The following is a 20,949-nucleotide window of genomic DNA, read 5'->3' as shown; positions in this document are numbered from 1 at the left end:
TAGATAAATCGGGGAGGCGAGCGCAATGAAATATCACGTAATCAGCTTGAGAATGGGGTGTTTAACAACACTACTTCACACGGAAGTGAACGATATGGACTTTGACACTGAAGGACGTGTGATCGTATACGGGACGGATAATGAGGCGTACTACTTGCTCGCGGATTCCGTTCAAATGGAGGATTAATGACGTACGATTTTGCAGAGTTAAGTGAAATTTCGCCAAGCTAACGATATGGAAGCAAAAAATACTCTACAGATGGCGGTGAGAAATGGCAGTTTCTTGGTTCACCTCCAACTTTTCAAAATATTCAGGAACGGCACGGTCCAATACAGGACGGTGCCGTTTCATTTGTGTAGCCTAAGTGATTTGCTGAGCATAAACTGATATATGCCGAATGCAAGGAGTAGAAACAAATGCGCCAAGTATATGGATACATTAAAAAAGTCGAGATGATTCCAATCCAATTCCCGCCGCAGCAACAGCCGTTTCAACCGGGATTGGAATGGATGATGGTGCCGCTACCGGTTTCGGAAGACCCCAACTATCGAGGAAGCGGGAAGCTGGCGGGAAAAACAGCCATCGTATCCGGCGGGGACAGCGGTATCGGCAAAGCGGTCTCCATTGCATTTGCCAAGGAGGGGGCAGACCTCGTCATCGTTTACCTAAATGAACATCAGGATGCCGAAAACACGAAACAACGCATTGAACAATTAGGGCGTAAGTGTTTGGCGATCGCTGGCGATTTGGGCGATGAAAGTTTTAGCAGGTTTGTAGTGGATAAGACGCTGAACACATACGGGTCAATCGACATTCTCGTAAACAATTGTGCGGAAATGCATATTCAAAAGAGCTTCGAACAAATAAATCCTCAACAGTTGGTACGAACGTTTCAAACGAACATTTTTTCCTTCTTTTACATATCACAAGCCGTCCTGCCTTATTTAAAGCCGGGAAGCTCGATTATTAACACGACATCCAGGGTCGCCTATCTGGGGAAGAGCGATTCGATTGACTATGCAGCTACGAAAGGCGCCATTGTAACATTTATCCGTTCGCTTGCTTTGAATCTGGTTGATCGGGACATTCGCGTGAACGGTGTCGCCCCGGGACCAGTCTGGACTCCACTGAACGTATCAGCAGGGTATACAGTTGAAGAGATCATGACATTCGGTTACGAAACCCCGATGAAACGGGCCAGCCAACCAGCGGAGTTGGCCCCTGCTTATGTTTATCTAGCAAGCGACGACTCCAGATATGTAACGGGACAAATGATTCATGTTAACGGTGGTACCATTACGAATAGTTAAGACGTTAAGCAAACAGAGAGATTATGCTGGCAGGACTACTAAGTTTCTATAAAAATTCCGATTAGTAAAACAAACAACCCCCACCGATATCGGAGGATATCGGTGGGGGTTGTTTATTCTGCCTTTTCGTATAAAAAGTGATGGAGGTTAGGTCTACACCTAATCCTGAATGACGGTAATGTTAGTTTCCCCGCCTGAATAGATTCGGTTTGTTCGCGGGTTAAGTACCGTGGCACCTGATCTCTTGGTGGGGCGAAGAATTGCGATACGCTTCAGAGTGCTGCCGTTATAGACCTTAAGCGGAGCTGCTCCGGTCTCCCGAAACTCCGATATGAATAAATGGTTTGTACGCGGGTTGATCAGCGTATTTGTTGAAGAAGGAATAGTTAAGGTTCTGATCACACGATCCAGTCTGCCATCAATGACAAATAGCCGCCCCTTTACTGATATTTGTGCGCTTGATACATAGATTAGGTTCGTCACAGGGTTAAGTGTAATTTCACTTTGAAGTCTGCCGAGCTGAATATTGTGAATTTGATTCGTTCGCAGGTCCAATACGGAACAGAATCGGCTTAGGTTGTTAGCAATATAAAGGCGGTTTGTCCTCGTATTTAAGGCCGGAGTTATGACTGGATTTCGCCCCACTTTGACAGATGTCAGAATGTTATTCGTACTTCCGTCAATAACTGATACTGTATCTTTGCTGGTGTTCGTCACATAAATTCGGTTCGTTCTTTCATCAATTGAAATTTCTGAGGGACGTCCAATAAAAGGGATTCTTTGTTGGATCTTGTTGGTACTCCCGTTCAGAACAGCAACATTGGCCTTGTTAGACGATAAGGATATTGTCGCTATATAGATCAGATTCGTTCGGGAATTAAGCGCGATTTCATCGCAGCGTTCTCCCACTTTAACTGTTGTGATGATCCGGTTCGTGCGGCCGTTAATAACGGAAACAGTACCATCAAGGAAGTTAACAAGATAAATACGGTTCGTTCTCGTATTGACTGCCATTTGGAAAGGCAATTGTTCCGTTTTCAATGTTGCTATGATTTTGTTTGTGTTCCCATCCAGAACACTCAAATCGTTTTCGCCTTGTAAAAAGTATACGCGGTTCGTCACCGGATTAACGACGATGTTGGAGACCGGGCTTTTTACAGGAATAGTTGCAATTATACGGGGTATTAGCGTATTGACTCGAGGCTTCAAGACGTGCCAAGATTTTCGTTGCATGCTGTCTCCCCTTCCAGTGTGCTGATGCTTCATTCAGTATATTCATACTGTTCTGAAAGGGAACTGTATAGCAACGTATCTACAAGAAGCCCGAGGCACAAGAAAGTCCGCCCCATGACAAGTTGCAGGGCAAGGCATTTCCTTCGCATTCCAAAAAAAACGGACACCCAACCAAAAAATAAGGACATTATATAATTGGGCTTAATCTAGCTATAATACCTTTATAACCTTAAGAGGGTATCATGATGCATACTGCAAAGGATGGGAGAAGGCACAACATGATGAAACGGATACGGTTTCTCTTTTCCAATTTTCGTTTTCAACGACTTAGAAGTCGGTTTCTAGTTGCGATGATCGTCATATCTTTGCCCCCACTTTTCATTTTAGGATTTATTTCTTTCAATATTGCCAAGAACACATTAATGGAAACGAATGCGCAAACTTATGAAAATCATTTGGAAACGTCCAGCGAAGTGGCAGACTTACTATTTCGAAACATTATTAATTTGAACCGCTCCATCGTCGTGAACAACGAGGTGCGGGAGGTCTTATCCAGCAGCAACGTTCCACAGATTAGCGAATCCAACACGACCAGTGAATGGACCTCAAATAAGCTGAAAAAGGCGATTAATAACAATCAATTTGACACCAAATTTGTAAACTCTATCTGTGTATTCAGCTTGGAATTTAAAACCTTTTGCGCAGGACGATCCGATGATGCAGGCGTCTATGAAAAGCCGGATAAAGCCAAGCTCATTCAGCAATCGGAGTGGTATCAAAGTGCTTTACAGGATCAAGGGAAAGTTGTTTTCCTTGGCTACGATATACTCGGAGAGTCGAAAAATTCTTTTTCTACAGTAAAATTATTTCGGGATGCGTCAAGTCCTAACGGTCAGCCTCTGCACAGGCAATCCTGTTGTATTGTCTCAAAAGAGGGCAGCTACTTGCTGAAGAGCTGGAAAGAGATCAAGAAGCAGCATTCATTTCTGAACACACGTATCGTGCGACCAGTGCTGTACTCACTCATTTATGGGATGCGAAACATAGCTTCTTCGTAAGCGGTGCGAATAGGCAGATTTCATGGGCATCGCAGGTCTGGATGGCCCTGGCTGGCGTTCTGAATGCAACCGGAAATGGTAAATTGATGGATCGTTTATTCGAGCACCCTCCGGAAATTGGGATGACAACCCCTTATATGTATCATCATCTGATTGAGGCGCTTTTTGAAAGTGGAAGACCAGAAAAAGCCTTGGAGCAAATCAGAGCTTACTGGGGAGAAATGGTCAAAGACGGAGCGGATTGTTTCTGGGAAATCTACAACCCGAATGATAAAAAGCTATCGCCCTACGGCAGTAATTTGATTAACAGCTATTGCCATGCATGGAGCTGTACGCCTACTTACTTTATTCGTAAATATTTGCTGTAACAGAAAGGGAGAGAGACGAATGAGTCAGATGCCAATATTGTCTGTTAAAGAATTGTATCCATTAGTAAGGAAGATGTTTTCTGACCCAGATTTTTCGTTACCTGGAGGGGAATCTATTACAATTTGTCAAAATCGTTCTATAATATCAGCTTTTGTAATTTAAATTTCCTTAATCCAACACAAAAATATCGAGAAAAACAAAGACGGCCTTATCGCGAAATAGCTGCTAACAACGGCCGTTTTTTCATTTCGTCTTTTCCTACTCCTAACGCTCCCGCTTGGATCGGTATGGCCGCTTGTTGGAAGGAATAGATAAGCGGGATTTTTAGGCGTAGAGTGCCGTGTTTTTTTTCATACATACGTGAACATTTTTTATAATGGGCGAATATCCTAACAATAGTTAAAGGAGGGATAGGCGCGTGTATCAAATGAATCCTATTCAAGCTAACCCTATGGGTGGCGATGTAAAAACATTATGTCAAAGATATTTGAAGTACCATGTTATTGCACAACTGAGAGACGGGTCACAGTTTGAGGGAATTATCGATGATATGGACGATGATGGCGTCACCATGTTAGTTCCTGAAGAGGTTGATGGCGAAGAAAGGGAAAATGATCCAACCAGACAACCATATGGTCAAAGGAGATATCGCCGATATCGCCGGCAGCATTTTCCATTTTTTCATTTTATATATCCATTCTTCAGACCTTACCCATACTACCACCCATATTATCCTTATTATCCAGGGTATGGATACGGCGGAGGATATTAGACAACTCTCATCGGCGACAGGCCTCTTGCTTGAAGGAATAAAGAAATAAAAATAAACCGTTCTTCCTGAAAGGGAAGTGCGGTTTTTTGTTTTTATAAGTTCGCTTAACAGATACCTCCGATCCATAGGATAAAATTGAAAAAGAATATCGGTGGAAAAGAAGATACATTGTATCAAACCCGATAACAACGCGTTTTTTGACATGATAAATATACGGTGGGTCATTCCGAAAGGGCAGGATAACGTGGTAATTCTGTAGAAATTAATGAGTAGTAGATATTTGAGGAAGATTACCTCTGAAGGTGGAATATGTGCACTGAATATAAAAACTATTGCTCTTAGATAGGGGCTATTAAATGAGAATGACGATAGAGAATAATAAAGAAGATACATTCGTTTATTTGTACTTCTACGATCGTGAAGATTGTATTTTATTAAATAACGGTGGTGAATCAGATAAGAACTGTTATTTGCTTTTTGATCATGAAAATGAATGGGTAGGATTATCAATTGAGAGTGACTTTAATGTTAGGGATCTCACAAACCTAGGCAAGGGATTTATAAAACGCACAAGTAAGGAATGGCTAATATTATTCAACAAAGAGGTTCAATTCGTTAGAAGAGAAAAACACGGTTGCTTAACCGATTTACACAATACCAACTACACTGGTATTGAATTGATTTTGTTGAAAACAACTATAACGAATCGAAAATATACGACAGAGCTGCTTTAATGTTTTGAACCACGCTAACGGAGAACTATAGTTCAGGAGTTGCTTTGAAGCAGCTCCTTTTTGGTTTCGTAGAAGTAATAGGCAGATTATTTCTATATCCATGTGCTTTTTTGAATAGAATACTCTATGATATTTTTAAGAATCTTTGCTTAGAACGGAGGGATGAAATAAGTGGATATTGCCTTAGCTTTATTATTATCCTTTTTCTTCATGTTGTTTTTCTTAATTACAATTCGAGCAATTCTAAACAAAGATAAAAGTGACGTTCTAATATTCGCGACTTCGGTTTTATTTGGAGCTTTTCTATATATCAGTGTAGTTATTTTTGCTCAGTAAGTGTGTTCAGTTGCCTTATTAACTAACGCAGAACGATAGTTCAATCAATAAAGCATGGCTATGTGAGTAAAGTGGACACGGCATTATTTCTAGTGCATTTTGCAATTGGATTTACTATGGTAAAGAAGAGCAATCTAATTTAAAGATTATAACAAAGTTATTAAACACTTTTGACAAATATGGTCGGAGAAGCCACTGGCATCAGTTAACACCGCATTCACGCATCCGGCTTACGCCTCCGTCCAAATAAATTAAGACATTATTGTAAAGTAATACATTATATCAAAAATACTTGATTAGAAAAGTAGGAATTATATAAAAGTTTACTTGCAAATGTGGCAATTTATTTTCAACGAGTCAATGTCCTAATGATGCGTGATATGGTTAAATAAGTTAAAGCGAAAGGAGCGATAGTTGTCTTATCAACTCCACAAGGCAGAGCAACGGACTTTAATTCAGCAAATGTACATTCTTCTATGAACAGATGGTATAGACATTCTATTCTGGCTTTAGCTCAAGAAGAGAATGTTCCATTGATTGACCTAAATGTTATAAGTTCGGCCTACTTTACATCCATCGGCGGGAAGCTACACTCGCGCTTTATATGACTGGGGATACTTTGCATCCTAATCGTACAGGAGCTACAGAGCTTGCCAGAATTGTGATTGAGGATTTGAAAAAACAAGGCTTAGAGGATTTGTAGAGGAAAAGAAAGAAGGTAAAAAATACGAGCTGTTGGATTCTGATCTATGAATAAAATTCTCCTGGCGTACGGAACTTAATGTGTCCATGACAAAGGTTAATAAGTAAAAAGGAACATGGACGGCATAACCGTCCATGTTCCTTTTATTATCGATACCCTAAAAATTACTGCACCCGGATGCGGTTAATACCGCTAAACTGGCTCCCGTCCTCCAGCCGTCCGGTAATCCTTACTTCTACCTCGCCGGTTTGCCCCAATAGCACCTGAATGAGCTGCTGACGGTCAAATTTAACCGTGAATCCATTCGAGCTGTCTCCCTTCGCGTCTTCCCCCTGCACTATGCCGCCATATACACTCAAGGTTACCGAGGTTATTCCGGCAGTGGTGGCTCCAGCATATTCAGGCAGATCAATTTTTGCTGTTACGGAATGATCTCCACCATTGCTTTTGAGATTCAAAGAGTTCGGATTAACGCGAACTTCCGCTGGATATGTAACATAAATGTTCGGAGCCGGAGGCTGTGCCATCCCTTCGCCTAGATAGTAGCTTGTATGCGGGGGCTGGTTGTAAGCCACGTTCTCCGCAGCGACGCCAAGTCGGTAAGCCGGATCATGCATGAGAGTAGGGAAGCGGTGTTCGGTGACAGCCGTTGTTGTGTATATGCGCAGCGCGCTGCTGTCGGCCGTTCTCCAGATAGCCTCTTCCCGCCAATCGCCTAAAATATCGGCTTGCAGGCTAGGATTGCCTTTGGTCGAGTTATCGGACAATGTACCTTCGGCTGTCAGTAAATTGTCGGTTTTGCTGTTCATATAATCCCATTTGTCGATCTTGCCGGGACCTGCACCGATAGCTGAATTGTAGTTATGATCGAGAAGCTCGCGGAGCAAATCGCCGTCCCACCAAATGCCGAAGTTAATGGACGATGGTATTGTGCTGCTGATTTTTGTACCTTTGACGGTATATAGACCCACTCCGGTGGAAGCCCATTGCTCTTCGCCTTTCAATCTGGGGTCAATATCGGCTGACATGCCTCGTCCCGTATCTTTTCCTGTGTGTACTCCCCACAGGACTTGCCCGGTAGCAGCATCCCAAACCGCTGCGCCGTAAGGGGAATCTGTATGTTCCATGACTTTAAAAACTTCCAGCCCCGGTCTGTCGGGGTCCAGATCCCCTACATGATGCGCATCTCCATGGCCTAAACCGGTGCTGTACAGAACCTGACCGTTATCGTCAAAGGTCATCGCCCCGTAAACAATTTCGTCTTTTCCATCACCGTCCACATCGACCGCACTCAGACTATGATTCCCTTGGGCTTCATATGCCTTATTGCCGTTGCTGTTAAATGTCCACTGCTTGGTCAGTTGGCCGTTTTTCCAGTTGTATGCCACTAATGAGGTTTTCGCATAGTACCCACGGGCCATGACGAGACTAGGTGTTTTGCCGTCGAGATAGGCGATGGTTGCGAGGAACCGGTCGACACGGTTGCCGTAACCATCACCCCAATCGGTTACCTTGCCCCGGGCAGGCTCATAAGGCACCGATACCATTTCTTTCCCAGTAGCGCCTTCAAACAAGGTAAGATACTCCGGACCGGAAAGCACCCGTCCGGAGGCATCCCGATAATCGACATTCGGTTCGCCGATCATCTTGCCTGCTCCGTCAACTGTGCCGTCGGCTGTCTTCAAAGCCACCTCTGCTTTGCCGTCGCCATCCAAATCATAGACCATCATCTGTGTATAGTGAGCCCCAGCGCGAATATTCCGGCCCAAAGAAATTCTCCATAAGAAGGTCCCGTCCAACTTGTAAGCATCCACAAACACTTCACCTGTAATGCCGTTCTGCGAATTGTCCTTGGAATTCGAAGGATCCCACTTCAAAATAAGCTCATACTGTCCGTCGCCATCTACATCACCGACGCTAGCATCGTTAGCATTGTAGGTGTAGGCAGAACCGTCGGGATTTACTCCGTTTGCCGGCTTGCGCAGGGGAACATCAAGGTATTGTTGTCCCCAAACGCTAGCCTTATCGGACACAGAAAGCTTTTTGTTGTTTACGACCGCCTGCACGGTGTATGTGGCGTTTGCCGTGCCGTTGGCATCAAGATAGTTCGTGCTGGAGACGATTGGATCATTATTCACCCTCTTCCCATCACGGTAAAGATAAAAGGAGACACCTGACGGATCGGTGCCTAGCAGACGCCAGCTGACAAACACGCCGCCATCCACTTTAACCGCCACAAGTCCCCGATCCAAATACTCCATCTGGCGCTTCTCGTGTGCAATCATGGGTACTGCTGATTCGGCTGCAACCGCTTGCAAAGGAGTGCATAAAGCTGCAACTTGGAGAGAGCCGAACAGGCATAGACAAGTTTTCTTCATCATTTGCTTCCATTTCCTTTTGTTTTGTATCAATTTTAGAACCTCCTGTTTATGGTATTATCACGAAGTAACTCTTTTAACATAATAGATGGGAAATATTCCGACAATAGTAAATATCTGCTTGCTTAGGACTCTTTTGTTTACAAAAAAGTATAAATGTTTCAATAATATGCAAGTCTGATGACCGTTTGAAATAAAATAGCGTGATTGTAGTGGAAGGATATTTGTTTCATATTGCGGAACTGTTGAGCGTCATCGTTATTCAACTACCGGAAAAATCGTTAGTGGACCTAATTACACTAATCACCGGAGTGAGGTTACAATTCGGGATATTATAGGCTATCAAATCGCTATCGGCGGACGTATTGTAAACAATGAACTTATTTCGGATTAAATGATTGCGAGATTAAACTAACGGATACGATAGCCTAGGACAACGTCTAACAACTTAAAGTTTTTTAGAAGGGACGAGGAAAAAATTAGAAAAAATTTTTCCACTGAAAAAGCAGAGTGGTCAGATACAAGAGAAAAACAGTATCGACAGGATTGTTTAGATATTGTATTTCAGTTCGGTGATACCCTAAAAAATATAGATGATAAAGTGTTTTTAATAAGGAACGATAAACAAATCGATATATTGAAACCAAATAAACAAAAAACATTCTGGTATGAAACTTGGTTAAATATAAAGGATTTCTACGGAGTATAAGCAATTATTGCTGCATGTACTGCTACGCTAACGGAGAACGATAGTGAAGGAGCATGCCTCTCGGCAGCTCCTTATTTTTGTTCATTCAAGTAAGGGCAGTTATCTTCAATGGGTTCAGATTGAAAAAGCTATTATAGTAGGAAGTAAACGTTACAACTCCTTTGTTATGATCTTATCATAGAGGACATATTCTATTGTACATGTCATAAAGGAGGGGAAACGGTGAGAATATGGACTAACCCAAATACAGTTGATTTTGAAAAATGGGTGCGGACAAACTATTTGTCTGTGTCAGATAAATCTTAGTACCAACGCATTTTTGTGAGAAGTAAGAATTTTCTCTTCTTCTCATATCATGACTATTATGTAAAACAAGATGATCAGGAACAGTAGTGTGGAAGAAGTCACCTACTTTTTGATTAGTTCATAAAAGTATGTTTTGTTCACACTAAGAAGTTAGAAATGTTCAGTATTTTATTGAATGTAGACTATGTTTGAGAGCACTTGGCCTCTAGAATATAAACTGTGATGAAAGCGCTGCACAAAATTTGATGACTTGGAGGATTGTTACACTTAATACTCAATCAGCAAAGGAGAGGGAAAATGGTGAATACAAAGTACAAACTATTAGCATGGTTTTTGCTCTTGACATTAGTAATATCTCTTAATTTCAGACATTCCACATCTGTTTCAGCAGCACCCGCAGCACCTGCGATTTATTTCCAAGATGATTTTTCGGATGGAGATTATACGGCTAATCCCATATGGACACCGACCTCCGGAACATGGAAAGTCAATCCTGATCCAACTGATGCCAGTAATAAGGCATTGAATCAGACGGACACAGGTGAAGGAATCATAACCGCAGGAGATTCTACATGGACGGATTCAACCGTTACAATGCGTTTCAACACAGGAGCAGGCGGGGCTTATCCGGGAATTCTGGCACGTGTTCAGGACTCTAGAAATTTTTATTATTTTCAAATGCAGACAACGAGTACTTTGGTTCTATCAAAAAGGGTCAACGGTACGGACACGGTTATAAAAAGTCTCAGTTATGCATTGAGCAAAAATACATGGTATACGTTAAAAATGGTATTGGTCGGCAATTCCATTCGCTGCTACATCGTTAACAACGGAATCGATAAGCTTGTTTTTGATGAAACTGACTCTACCTTCAATAGTGGCAAAATAGGAATCCGAAATAAGTGGCAGGCCGTTTATGTCGATGATGTTAGGGTAACAGGCACGCCGGCTGTCAACACATCAGTCCTTCAATCCGACACCCAAAGCAATTCCTCTATCTCATTAAATTGGACTCCGGTAGATGGAGCAACAAGTTACAATATTTACCGTTCAACGACAGCTGGCAGAGGATATTCGTTTGTATCCAACAGCACGACTAACAGTTTTGTAGATACCGGGCTAATCTTTGACACAGCATACTATTATAAAATAGCGTTTGTATATGGCGGACTGACGGAATCTCAGTGGTCACCCGAACTAAGTGTACGGACGACTCCAGCGCCACCTCCTGCTCCTACGGGACAGACGGCTATTGCCGTAAATTCGTCAAAAATCAATTTGAGTTGGACAGCAGCAGCTAAAACAACCGGCTACAGAGTATACAGATCATCTGATGCAGGTAATACGTTCACCAAGGTGTATGATGGAATCGCCTTAAGCTATTCTGATACAGGATTAACACCAAACACAGCATATAGTTATCAGATAAGAGCTTACAACACGATCGGAGAATCAACTTCAGCTTCCGTACAAGCTACCACATTTAGATATGATGCTCCAGGAAACTTTGCAGCAGCTTCAATTTCTGATACATCCGTAACATTAATTTGGGACAAAGTGCAGGGTACAACAACAACCTATAAGATAAGTCGGTCCTCGAGCGCTACCGGAACCTATAATCAGGTTTACAGCGGTACAGATTTGGAATTTACAGATACGGGATTAACGCAAGGTACAGGATATTTTTATAAAATCAATGCGGTGATAGATGGGGTCACCTCGTCCTTATCGGACCCTCTTGGTGTAGGAACTGTGAGAACAACAATTACGCCTGGTACGACATGGGCAAGTACCAATGGCAGTCCAATTGATGCCCATGGACCAGGTATTATGTATGATCAAAAAACTCAAAAATACTACTGGTATGGCGAATATCATACAGGTGCGTGGCCTGCGGCAGGGGTGAGAGTTTACTCTTCCACGGATCTTTACAATTGGACTGACGAGGGCATGGCATTAACGATGGTGAAATCAATGGACGATTTTACTAACGATCCGTTAATTTCAAAACTTTATGCCGGTCGGACCGATACGTTAAACGTCTGGGCAGATATAAGAGCGGGCAGAATTATTGAAAGACCAAAAGTTATTTATAATGATAAAACAAAGAAATATGTCATGTGGGCTCATATTGACGGAGATAAAGACCCTTATAATAACAGTGCAAACTATGGAAAAGCGCAAGCAGGTTATGCATTAAGTGATTCACCTACGGGTCCATTCATCTACCAAAAGAGCTACCGTATGGATCAAGCTCCACCGGGTGAGATCGATTATCAGCCTGGCAACCCGGGCATGGCACGTGATATGAATCTATTTAAAGATGATGACGGTACGGCCTATCTCATTTATTCCAGTGAAGAAAACCTGACCATCTACATTTCCAAGCTGTTGGATGATTATTCAGATGTTGCAGGCTGGCATAAGGACGGCAATGTAGATGCAAATGGTCATCCTGTCCGCGATACAAGCTATAAGGGAGTTCACGGCATAGATTATGTTAGAGTTGGCCCAGGCACACAGCGTGAAGCTCCGGCCGTATTTAAATTTAGCGGAAAGTACTATCTAATAACCTCCGGTGCGACGGGGTGGGCTCCGAATGAAAATAAATTCAGCGTTGCAGATCAAATGTTTGGGCCATGGTCAGCTCCGGTTAATCCATTTGTCCGAACATCGTCATCGGATCCAGACCCAATGACAGCTTTTAAATCTCAATCAGCATCTGTTATTCCTGTTGACCCGGCGAAAGGAAAATTTATCTACGTGGGGGATGATTGGAATGGTGGACAGTTCACTACAAATGGCGGTGCCAAGTATGTCTGGCTGCCGATTGAATTTGGGCAAGGTACAGATATATCCATAAGATGGTACAGCAGTTGGTCCACAGATTTATTAGACAGTATGGGGAAGATGGACATAAATATTCAATTACCCGAGGTTGTTGCAACCGGAACTGTACTGGAATTACCGAGTCAAATAGAAGTTATACCAAGTGGTGCTGCATCAGCAACTACAACTTCTGTGACTTGGTCAGTAAATTCTCTGCCAATAACGGCAAATACATTTGCACTTCCGGGTGTCTATTCTTTACAGGCCACACTTCCGCAGTTTAATAACAAAACGTTACGCTTTAAAATTTACGCAGTTCCTGATAAGACCATATATCTCGTAAACAGCGGCGGATATGCGACGAGTGATTACAGCCTTATGACCTCATACCTTCAGGATACACTTGTTAATACGGAGGTTGTTGAACAGGCGTATAATTCAGCTGATACAGTACCTTGGGGCTATGTAGGAACGAATTCTAACCCTGCAGGTTCAGCCAGTGGAGATATTTTTTCAACACTCAGATACCTAAATGGTGGAAATGTAAGTAATTCCCCGGCAGGGACTGACCTGACCTACAAGTTTACTGTAAAAAATGGGTCCTACACCGTTTATACGGGCTTTAATGATATTTGGAATAATACCACCAGAAAAGCAGACTTGTATATTAATGGGGTTAAAAAGAATGCCATCACTTTTATATCCAATACGGTCTATGGCAATACGGTTGACGTAACGGATGGCACGATCATGATAACAGTGAGAAATACTGCGTCGCAGGATCCATTGATCAACTGGATGATGATCGTTGACAATTCGCAGACTCATAATCCTTTGGTGGGGCTTAAGGTAGATTCGACAACATCAAATTCTGCTGCACTTTCCTGGCAAAAAGCTTTAGGAGCTACGTCCTATACGCTATACAGATCTAATCGTGCTGATGGAACTTACACGCCTATTTATCAAGGGAACACAACGAGCTTCACTGACAGCGGAATTGATCCTGCTGTAAGATATTATTACAAGGTTAGCCATACAAACGTTACTGTAGAATCACCAATGTCAGATTCCGTATCGTTATTATTAGATCAAACGAAGCCGGTTACCGAACTAGTTATGGCAGGTACAACTAACAACGGCTGGTACACCAGCAATGTAGTAACACTAAATGCAACGGATGATATGTCCGGCGTAGAGAAGACTCAGTACAAACTAAGTGAGAATGGGGATTGGACGGATTATTCCGGACCGTTTCCACTGCCACAAGACGGAACCTTTACCATTCAGTATCGTTCAGAGGATCGAGCAGGAAATGCTGAAGATGCTAGGCAACAGACGGTAAAAGTCGACACGACAGTTCCTAGCTTTACATTTATGATTAATGGGAATGAGTTAAAGGAGGGAGGGTCCTTTGATGACAATCTTTCATTAACCTTCCAGGTATCCGATAATCTGTCAGGTGTAGCTTCTGCACAGATCAGCGTTAGTGATGCTGTATATGCAGTAGATCTGACAAAGGGAGCAAGCGTAGTCATAGATTTAACAGGAAAAGTTGGCAGTTATTCTGCTGCTATCGTCACTGAGGATATAGCTGGAAATAGGCTTCAAAAGAATTTCCAATTCAATGTGACAACCAGCATAAATGCTATGAATGCATTGCTTAATCGCTATCAATCACTGCTTAGCAACACATTAACATCGCAACTGAGCAATGCCCTCAGTCAAGCGCAGCATCAACTTGATAAAAACCGACGAGATCAGGCTGCAAAGCACATGCAGGACTTTGTGAAACATCTTAACAATCCAGCTTTAGGAAAAGATGTAGAAGACAGCAGCGTAAAAGCTATTCTGAATGCAGATGCAAATGCATTGATCAAGCTATGGTCAACACAATAAGATTAATGAAAAGTCGTCCTTTTGTTGGGCGGCTTTTCTTTGATTTGAAATTAACGCTTTGTACCGTAGCAATATGTTTACATTAAAACAATGATTAAATTCCCTTACAGTTTTTTAATAACCGCGACATAAACATTGAAGAATAAACTCTTCTGAAGATAACTACGTTAAACGAACGGGAGTTTAATGTAATAACGAGAGTATATTTATTGGCTTTTAAGGAGGGGTTATTGGGGAAATCTAGAAATTAATATGAAAGAAAAAGAAGGGGGCTGTGACGGATTGAACTTCCTGGTGGGAGAATAGCATGCCTAAAAATTAAAACACCGGTTCAAGTGAACTTACTTTCTGAAGAAAACTGATTATCAAGGTAATGAAATCCTGCGAATGAGTGAGTATATCTGAGATAAACCCTTAAAACCGAGGGACGGGCAGAATAGTGCAGTAGCGGAACTGTCATGACAGGGGTATAAAACAGGGGATTTTGTATCCTGTCACTTAGAGTACGAAGAACTAGTCGAGCGACCGATAAAAGGTTTGGATTATAAGCTTAAGTCAGTCAATATTTGCGATGAGAAACTTGCACATAAAACCAACTTGGGAGGAAATGATTGTGAATTATAAAAAGAAGTTTGTTCTTATTTCTGTATGCGTTGTATTAATTTTTACGATTGGAGGGGTATTGGGTAACAATATTTTTGCCGATATTGTTCCAAAAGAAGAAAGGCTAAAACAACTCCAAGTTGCTGAAAAAGAAGAAAAAACCAAATTGGAATCTATGCCAAATCAGACTTTAGAAGAAATCGAAAAGACTGTAGAACAAGGTCTTAAGGTTAAAGAAATAGGCTTGGAGGTCGGTAAACTCTTCGAAGAATTAGCCCCACCTACTGATCCCAAAAAAGAGCTAGAGGATAATATTCGAGGTTTAAAGGGAGTTTTGGCTGAAGCTGCTTATTTCAAGACACTAGTCGATGATCCCATCCATGGAGAAATGTACAAAAAGGGAATAAAAATTGTCGAACAGAAAAAAATAGATCTTGCTGAAATTGAAAATGATTTGAAAGAAAATAAAACTCCTGTAGCTGAACTCATAAAGAAATTTGAAAATATTAGAGCTAAAAAAGTATTAGAATAAATATTAATCTCAAAAGCAAAACAAAGACCAGTCAAGCTGAAACCGCTGTTTAGACAGCAATCATTAAACTAACGAAGAAGTATGACAAGTTCTGCTATAAGCGACTAACTTCGTGAAAAGCAGGAGATTACAATGAGTAATCTTAACTTTACAACCGAGGATGGGAATGTCGGAACCATGTATCCCGAAACCATTCCGCCAATACTCCTGCGCGCGTCATGACTAACAGGTCATGTGGTGTGAAGTACAGGTAGATTCGGCAGAACGAAGGCTGGAGCCATTCTAATAGAAAAGGTATGTGGGCGGATATGCCGCGTAGCGAGTGGGAAGTAGTATCTGCGGTAAAAATTATCCTTACTTTTGGCTTTAATGTGATGAACGTAAATAGAACTGAAGCAAGATGGTGCTGAAGTGCTGGCAGGCTATGACTAAGATAAACTAGTTACAGGAGGATATAGAGCACGGCTTCATCAACAAATATCTTAAATTTTCCTATAAGGAGTTTTCATCCATGGACAAACCTCAGCTGGTGCTTGATTTAGCGGGAGTAGTAATATCAAACTTCTCTCCTCGTTATTGGAGAGAGCTTGCTGAATTCGCTCAGACCACACACGAGGCTTTTAAAACTCGATTTAGCATTGAGGTACGCGAAGCTCTTTGGACTGGAACAATATCCGAAGATGAATTTTGGTTATGGCTTGTGAAATCTTATCCATCTGTAGATGCGACAAGAATACGTGAGTTAATTAAAGAGGATCTAACCTATTTGCCTGCTTTTAACTGCCTTGAGTATTGGAGTGAAATTGCGGATATCCATCTTCTTAGCAATCATAGAATAGAATGGTTATCGGATTTATTAATACCAATCTATCCTTTTGTTAGAAGCGTGGCGATCTCAAGTGAAGTTGGACTTTGCAAGCCAAATCCAAAAATCTATAAAACAGTGGAATCTAACTTTGCAAATAGTTCATGGATACTCTTTGTAGACGATCAAGCGAAAAATTTGGAACCCGCGAAAAAGCTAGGGTGGAAAACTCTCCTTGCAGATGAGGAGAATAGTTGGATTGAGGAAGTTACATTGAAGTTAGAGCAGGCCTACAAGCCTAAACGCTAAAACTGAAGGATATGAGCCCAACACATCGTAGCTGAACAATTAACAATGGAGCGTCACCGTAGCTGTGACGATAACCACGTGTTTTAACCGCTTTCTGGCTGCGGAAAGTTGCCCCGAAGGGGAATGGTGGAGGGAGGACTGACACCTCCAAGAAAAAAAGTCTTGAACATTACGTTACGTAATGTTTTATCATTTAGTTACAGGTAAATGAATGGCGCTGAAGAAGGGGTTGATTATGAAGCCACATTGGAAAGTCGGGGAAATTGCCAAACTGACAGGGTTAACAATTCGAACATTACGATTTTATGATCAAATCGGCTTGTTCTCACCATCCGATCAGACGGATTCGGGGCACAGGTTGTACACCGAATCTGACATTTCGCGACTGCACCAAATTCTCTCATTAAAGGAATTGGGTTTAGCGTTGGAGGAAATCAAGTCGCTTCTGGCCCAGGAGCATTGCAGTCCAATTGAGATAGTATCCATACAAATCGCCAGTCTAAAAGACAAAATAAAGATTCAGCAGAAGCTTCTTGAAGAGTTAGAACATGTGTCAACACTCATGCAAATGAAGGAACCGTTGACCGTAGACGATTTCACAAAAGTGCTGGTTATGATGAAAAAGAGCCACGACAAATATTTCTTTGAGCGACAGATGAAAGTAGAACAAAGTCTCGATCGACTAGGCGACTTCCTCGCCGAATAAGATCTTGACGAACTTTAACATAGGGAGGAACACATGATGAACGAACGATCTGTACACCACGCCACGTTTACCGTTGAGCGAACTTATCAAGCATCACCCGCGCGAGTGTTCGCCGCTTGGGCAGACCCTGAGGCCAAAGCCCGTTGGTTCTCGAAAGCCGATGAATTCGACTTCAAGGTTGGCGGACGGGAATTTAGTCGTGGAGGCCCGCCAGACGGCCCAATCTACACTTTTGACGCCTGCTTTCAGGAGATCGTGCCAAATCAGCGCATCGTCTATTCGTATACCTTGGACATGGGCGAGACGCGGATTTCGGTATCGGTGACGACAGTGGAGTTAAAGCCAACGGATGCAGGCACGAGGTTGATCTTTACAGAACAAGGAACTTATTTCGATGACCGCGATACACCGGAACAGCGTGAACATGGTACGAAGGCCATGCTCGACACTCTCGGGGAGGTATTGAGGAACGAATCGAATTAAAAATGGAGGCCGAAATGAGAAAAGTTATTTTATTCATTCATACTTCACTTGATGGCTATATTTCCGGTCCAAATGGAGAAATGGATTGAATCATTTATGATGAAGCATTGCAGAGTTATGCCACGGACGTACATGGCACCGTTGACACTGTTTTATACGGGCGCGTTACGTATCAAATGATGGCAGGCTTTTGGACAAATCTACCTGAAAGTCTACTAGAGTCGAAGTACCACGTTGAGCAGGCTCGATGGCTGGAGAAAGCTACGAAAATCGTCTTTTCCCAAAGCCTTGAAATGGTTGAATGGAAGAACTCAAGGTTGATCAAAGAAAACATTCCAGAGGATATCTCTACACTCAAACAACAGCCCGGAAACGACATAATTATCATCGGTAGTGGTAGGGTTTCCCACTACCTCATGCAAAAAGGGTTAATTGATGAGTATCGGATTAACGTCAACCCTGTTGTACATGTATTGAAGTGGGGAATCTACGAAGATTTAGTGTTTTACGGAATGGTCAAGTCAGATATTTAAAAGAAGGCTTGTTAAGCTAACTGAGAACAATAGATCAATAGAGCATTTCTATTTTTAGATGATGTGACTCTATGAAAAATAGCTTAACAAACCTTCAAACCAACGGCTGAGAGCAGAGTGTTTTTTTCCGCTACCGAGAGAATGATCACTTCGGACAAGGCACAACAAAATGCCAGAGTAACACATCCGCTTCACCTATAATATGATGTGTCTAGAAAACAATCTAAAGAGGTGAGCCGATGGCAGTCGTAAAAGCAAGGGACAGGGATATTGACATGTTGGCAAGGTTGCTTAGAGCCGAAGCTGTGGGCGAAGGCGAAATGGGTATGCTCCTTGTTGGAAATGTTGGCATTAACCGAATTAGAGCGAATTGCTCCGATTTTAAAGGAATCCGGACAATACCCCAAATGATCAACCAGCCACATGCGTTCGAAGCGCTGCTTCATGGTATGTACTATCAAAGCGCAAGAGAGAAAGAACGCCGTCTGGCGCGACGGGCTGTGAATGGGGAGCGGAATTGGCCGGCCAAATTCGCCCTCTGGTATTTTCGACCGGGAACGGCCAAAGCTCCCCAGCCATGTCCGCCGACCTGGTATAATCAGCCGCACGTAGGACGATACAAGCTTCACTGTTTTTATGAGCCGACCGGGAAAGAATGTGAAAATGTATATAATACGTTTTAATTTTATGAAAGAAAAGAGCTCAGTATCTCTTAGCAAGCGCTCGATCTTTATATGAGAATGTGAAACATTTCCGCGCTAACTGGCATGATGGTTGGGGATTAATACCGAATATTTTAAATTCTGCGTAAATTCCGGTTTTTATGATTTATGGGATAAAGTTGTTGTCACGGTCAATTGACAAGAACTTTATCCCATTCCCGATTTTGACAAGAACATTATCTCATTCCCGACGGGGGTATCGTGTAAGTATAGTCCGTTATTCAAGAAACGGGCAGCATTGTTGTGTCAGTCTGCCATAAGTGAACGATTTGCTCGTCTTTTTCTGGTGATCGCTGGATATACTTGTATATTAACTATCGTACATAGGAGGTAAACTTATGGCAGACGAAAACAAAGTGACAATTAAAGTGAACGACAGCGGATCGCTTCGGGTGACGGGGCCGGTCGAGCTGGTGGACGCAGAAGGCAACCCGTTCGAACACAAAGAATCGTTCTCGTTGTGCCGGTGCGGAGGATCGGGCAACAAGCCGTTCTGCGACGGCACGCACAAGTCGATCGGCTTCGAAAGCACATCGAGAGCGAAGAAGCAGTAAATCTTGGCAAGCGGCAACTCGGTCTCACATGAAGGGTAAAAACGGATATTGAAAAAATGCTCGCACCGAAGCGAGCTGACGAACTTCCGAATGTACAGGTCTAAAGTTAGAGCATATGGAAACATATGTACCATCAAACGATGGAGTGAGCGGCGTAAAGTAAAAATTTTTCCTATGAAATACGCTATGCCGAACAATGGCGGCATTGGTCTCACAGGCTTAGAGGAAGCACCTAAGTTCAGAACAGATAGCTAGGTTGTAAGGGACTTGGAAAACAAGGAACGTTGCAATAAGGGCTGTTACCCGAAACGGTTTCAATAAGGCACTTGCCGAAATGGATTTATTCTTGTGAGGGCAGGGGCACGACTGATGAAGCCTCTGTAAACGAGGTGGAGGAACAGCCCCAAGTCTAATTGAAAAGAACGATCATTTTCCATGCGTGAAATTTCACCGATCAGGTAGGAACGTGGGGACATCGCTTCATTAGGTTATGCAAAAATCTTATAACAAGGACATCTGAACAAAACACCTGAGTTTGTGACATGCCCATCAACAAATCCTTTCAGACACATAGAAAAGGCCCTACAATTCATTTTCTTTTTCTTGATCGAATTTCCCATTCGAAAGAAAAGCGAAAACGGATATAAGGGCCTTTATGTTTGTGTGATTACATCATCACAAAATAATGTTTTTGATATAGATGTTTGGCTCGATAGATTGAGTCCCTTCCCTTCCAGTACCGGCGCGACATTGAATATAAGCTCGTCAACAAGCTCTTGACCCAGAAAAGCATTATGAAGGTCCGCGCCCCCCGAGATGAGGGCGGTTTTATAGCCTTTATCCTGCTTCAAACGTGCGTCTTCCGACAATGAAATTACCAGCTGCTTGAGTATGTACCGTTATCTAAATATTCAGATTACTGATGTGATTCAAACTCCTGTTAATATCGATTGAGCGCCACGGTTGCGCGCACCACTCAGGGGTTGATATCGATATGAAGTAGAATTTTGTGTTTCGGCTCTTTAATAAGACTACAACACTGTGGTATATTTGAAAAGTAGTTACAAT

17 protein-coding genes and 1 pseudogene are annotated in these 20,949 nt (G+C 42.4%); 15 read left to right on the top strand and 3 right to left on the bottom strand.

Annotated features, from left to right (window positions below; genetic code table 11):
- The first annotated feature begins 25 nt into the window (after positions 1-25).
- Both QFZ77_RS30505 and QFZ77_RS30500 read left to right on the top strand, forming a co-directional pair.
- The gene (locus tag QFZ77_RS30505) at positions 26-187 is read left to right on the top strand and encodes a hypothetical protein (RefSeq protein WP_307445589.1); all 162 of its coding nucleotides are present in this window, start codon (positions 26-28) and stop codon (positions 185-187) included.
- A gap of 230 nt (positions 188-417) precedes the next feature.
- Positions 418-1,311, top strand: coding sequence for an SDR family oxidoreductase (locus tag QFZ77_RS30500; RefSeq protein WP_307445586.1), 894 nt, complete (start codon positions 418-420; stop codon positions 1,309-1,311).
- A 159-nt stretch (positions 1,312-1,470) separates the two neighbouring features.
- On the opposite strand, the gene QFZ77_RS30495 is transcribed toward QFZ77_RS30500, so the two are convergent.
- Positions 1,471-2,544 carry a YncE family protein gene (locus QFZ77_RS30495; protein WP_307445583.1) on the bottom strand — a complete coding sequence of 358 codons (1,074 nt, stop codon included), beginning with the start codon at positions 2,542-2,544 and terminating at the stop codon, positions 1,471-1,473.
- Positions 2,545-2,822: 278 nt separating this feature from the next.
- Here QFZ77_RS30495 and QFZ77_RS30490 point away from each other — a divergent pair, with 278 nt between their 5' ends.
- The 5 genes and pseudogenes from QFZ77_RS30490 to QFZ77_RS30465 all read left to right on the top strand — a co-directional run.
- A complete protein-coding gene (locus QFZ77_RS30490; protein WP_307445580.1) occupies positions 2,823-3,602 on the top strand; it encodes a hypothetical protein in 780 nt (259 codons plus the stop codon).
- Positions 3,500-3,970 carry a hypothetical protein gene (locus tag QFZ77_RS30485; protein ID WP_307449975.1) on the top strand — a complete coding sequence of 157 codons (471 nt, stop codon included), beginning with the start codon at positions 3,500-3,502 and terminating at the stop codon, positions 3,968-3,970. Before QFZ77_RS30490 ends, QFZ77_RS30485 begins: the two co-directional genes overlap by 103 nt.
- Before the next feature lie 419 nt (positions 3,971-4,389).
- Positions 4,390-4,743: a hypothetical protein gene (locus tag QFZ77_RS30475; protein ID WP_307445577.1), complete on the top strand. Its 354-nt coding sequence runs from the start codon at positions 4,390-4,392 to the stop codon at positions 4,741-4,743.
- 356 nt (positions 4,744-5,099) lie between these two features.
- Complete coding sequence (locus QFZ77_RS30470; protein ID WP_307445572.1) at positions 5,100-5,477, top strand: hypothetical protein; 378 nt, start codon at positions 5,100-5,102, stop codon at positions 5,475-5,477.
- Between the two features lie 704 nt (positions 5,478-6,181).
- Positions 6,182-6,516 (top strand): annotated as a pseudogene (locus tag QFZ77_RS30465) (SGNH/GDSL hydrolase family protein); the annotation flags it as partial.
- A gap of 164 nt (positions 6,517-6,680) precedes the next feature.
- Here QFZ77_RS30465 and QFZ77_RS30460 read toward each other — a convergent pair.
- On the bottom strand, positions 6,681-8,897 hold the full coding sequence (locus QFZ77_RS30460) for a rhamnogalacturonan lyase (RefSeq protein WP_483874778.1): 2,217 nt from the start codon (positions 8,895-8,897) through the stop codon (positions 6,681-6,683).
- Between the two features lie 1,309 nt (positions 8,898-10,206).
- On the opposite strand from QFZ77_RS30460, the gene QFZ77_RS30455 reads away from it, so the two are divergent.
- The 8 genes from QFZ77_RS30455 (at position 10,207) to QFZ77_RS30420 (ending at position 19,881) form a co-directional block, all read left to right on the top strand.
- Positions 10,207-14,634, top strand: coding sequence for an OmpL47-type beta-barrel domain-containing protein (locus QFZ77_RS30455; protein WP_307445569.1), 4,428 nt, complete (start codon positions 10,207-10,209; stop codon positions 14,632-14,634).
- 613 nt (positions 14,635-15,247) lie between these two features.
- Positions 15,248-15,769, top strand: coding sequence for a hypothetical protein (locus tag QFZ77_RS30450; protein ID WP_307445566.1), 522 nt, complete (start codon positions 15,248-15,250; stop codon positions 15,767-15,769).
- 511 nt (positions 15,770-16,280) lie between these two features.
- Positions 16,281-16,883, top strand: a complete 603-nt coding sequence (locus QFZ77_RS30445) for an HAD-IA family hydrolase (RefSeq protein WP_307445562.1) — start codon at positions 16,281-16,283, stop codon at positions 16,881-16,883.
- A 235-nt stretch (positions 16,884-17,118) separates the two neighbouring features.
- On the top strand, positions 17,119-17,589 hold the full coding sequence (locus QFZ77_RS30440) for a MerR family transcriptional regulator (RefSeq protein ID WP_307445559.1): 471 nt from the start codon (positions 17,119-17,121) through the stop codon (positions 17,587-17,589).
- A 36-nt stretch (positions 17,590-17,625) separates the two neighbouring features.
- On the top strand, positions 17,626-18,072 hold the full coding sequence (locus QFZ77_RS30435) for an SRPBCC family protein (protein WP_307449969.1): 447 nt from the start codon (positions 17,626-17,628) through the stop codon (positions 18,070-18,072).
- Positions 18,073-18,179: 107 nt separating this feature from the next.
- Positions 18,180-18,605, top strand: a complete 426-nt coding sequence (locus QFZ77_RS30430) for a dihydrofolate reductase family protein (RefSeq protein WP_307445556.1) — start codon at positions 18,180-18,182, stop codon at positions 18,603-18,605.
- A gap of 239 nt (positions 18,606-18,844) precedes the next feature.
- Entirely contained in the window at positions 18,845-19,288 is a 444-nt protein-coding gene (locus QFZ77_RS30425) for a cell wall hydrolase (RefSeq protein WP_307445554.1), read from the top strand.
- 377 nt (positions 19,289-19,665) lie between these two features.
- Positions 19,666-19,881 (top strand): CDGSH iron-sulfur domain-containing protein, encoded by a 216-nt coding sequence (locus QFZ77_RS30420; RefSeq protein ID WP_307445552.1) that lies wholly within the window; start codon positions 19,666-19,668, stop codon positions 19,879-19,881.
- Between the two features lie 653 nt (positions 19,882-20,534).
- Here QFZ77_RS30420 and QFZ77_RS30415 read toward each other — a convergent pair.
- On the bottom strand, positions 20,535-20,732 hold the full coding sequence (locus QFZ77_RS30415; RefSeq protein ID WP_307445548.1) for a dihydrofolate reductase family protein: 198 nt from the start codon (positions 20,730-20,732) through the stop codon (positions 20,535-20,537).
- Positions 20,733-20,949 lie beyond the last annotated feature (217 nt).

This window comes from Paenibacillus sp. V4I3 (genome assembly GCF_030817215.1).
Lineage (GTDB): Bacteria > Bacillota > Bacilli > Paenibacillales > NBRC-103111 > Paenibacillus_E.
Note: the sequence above shows the minus strand (reverse complement) of the source record. Positions and strands in the feature narration are given on the sequence as shown.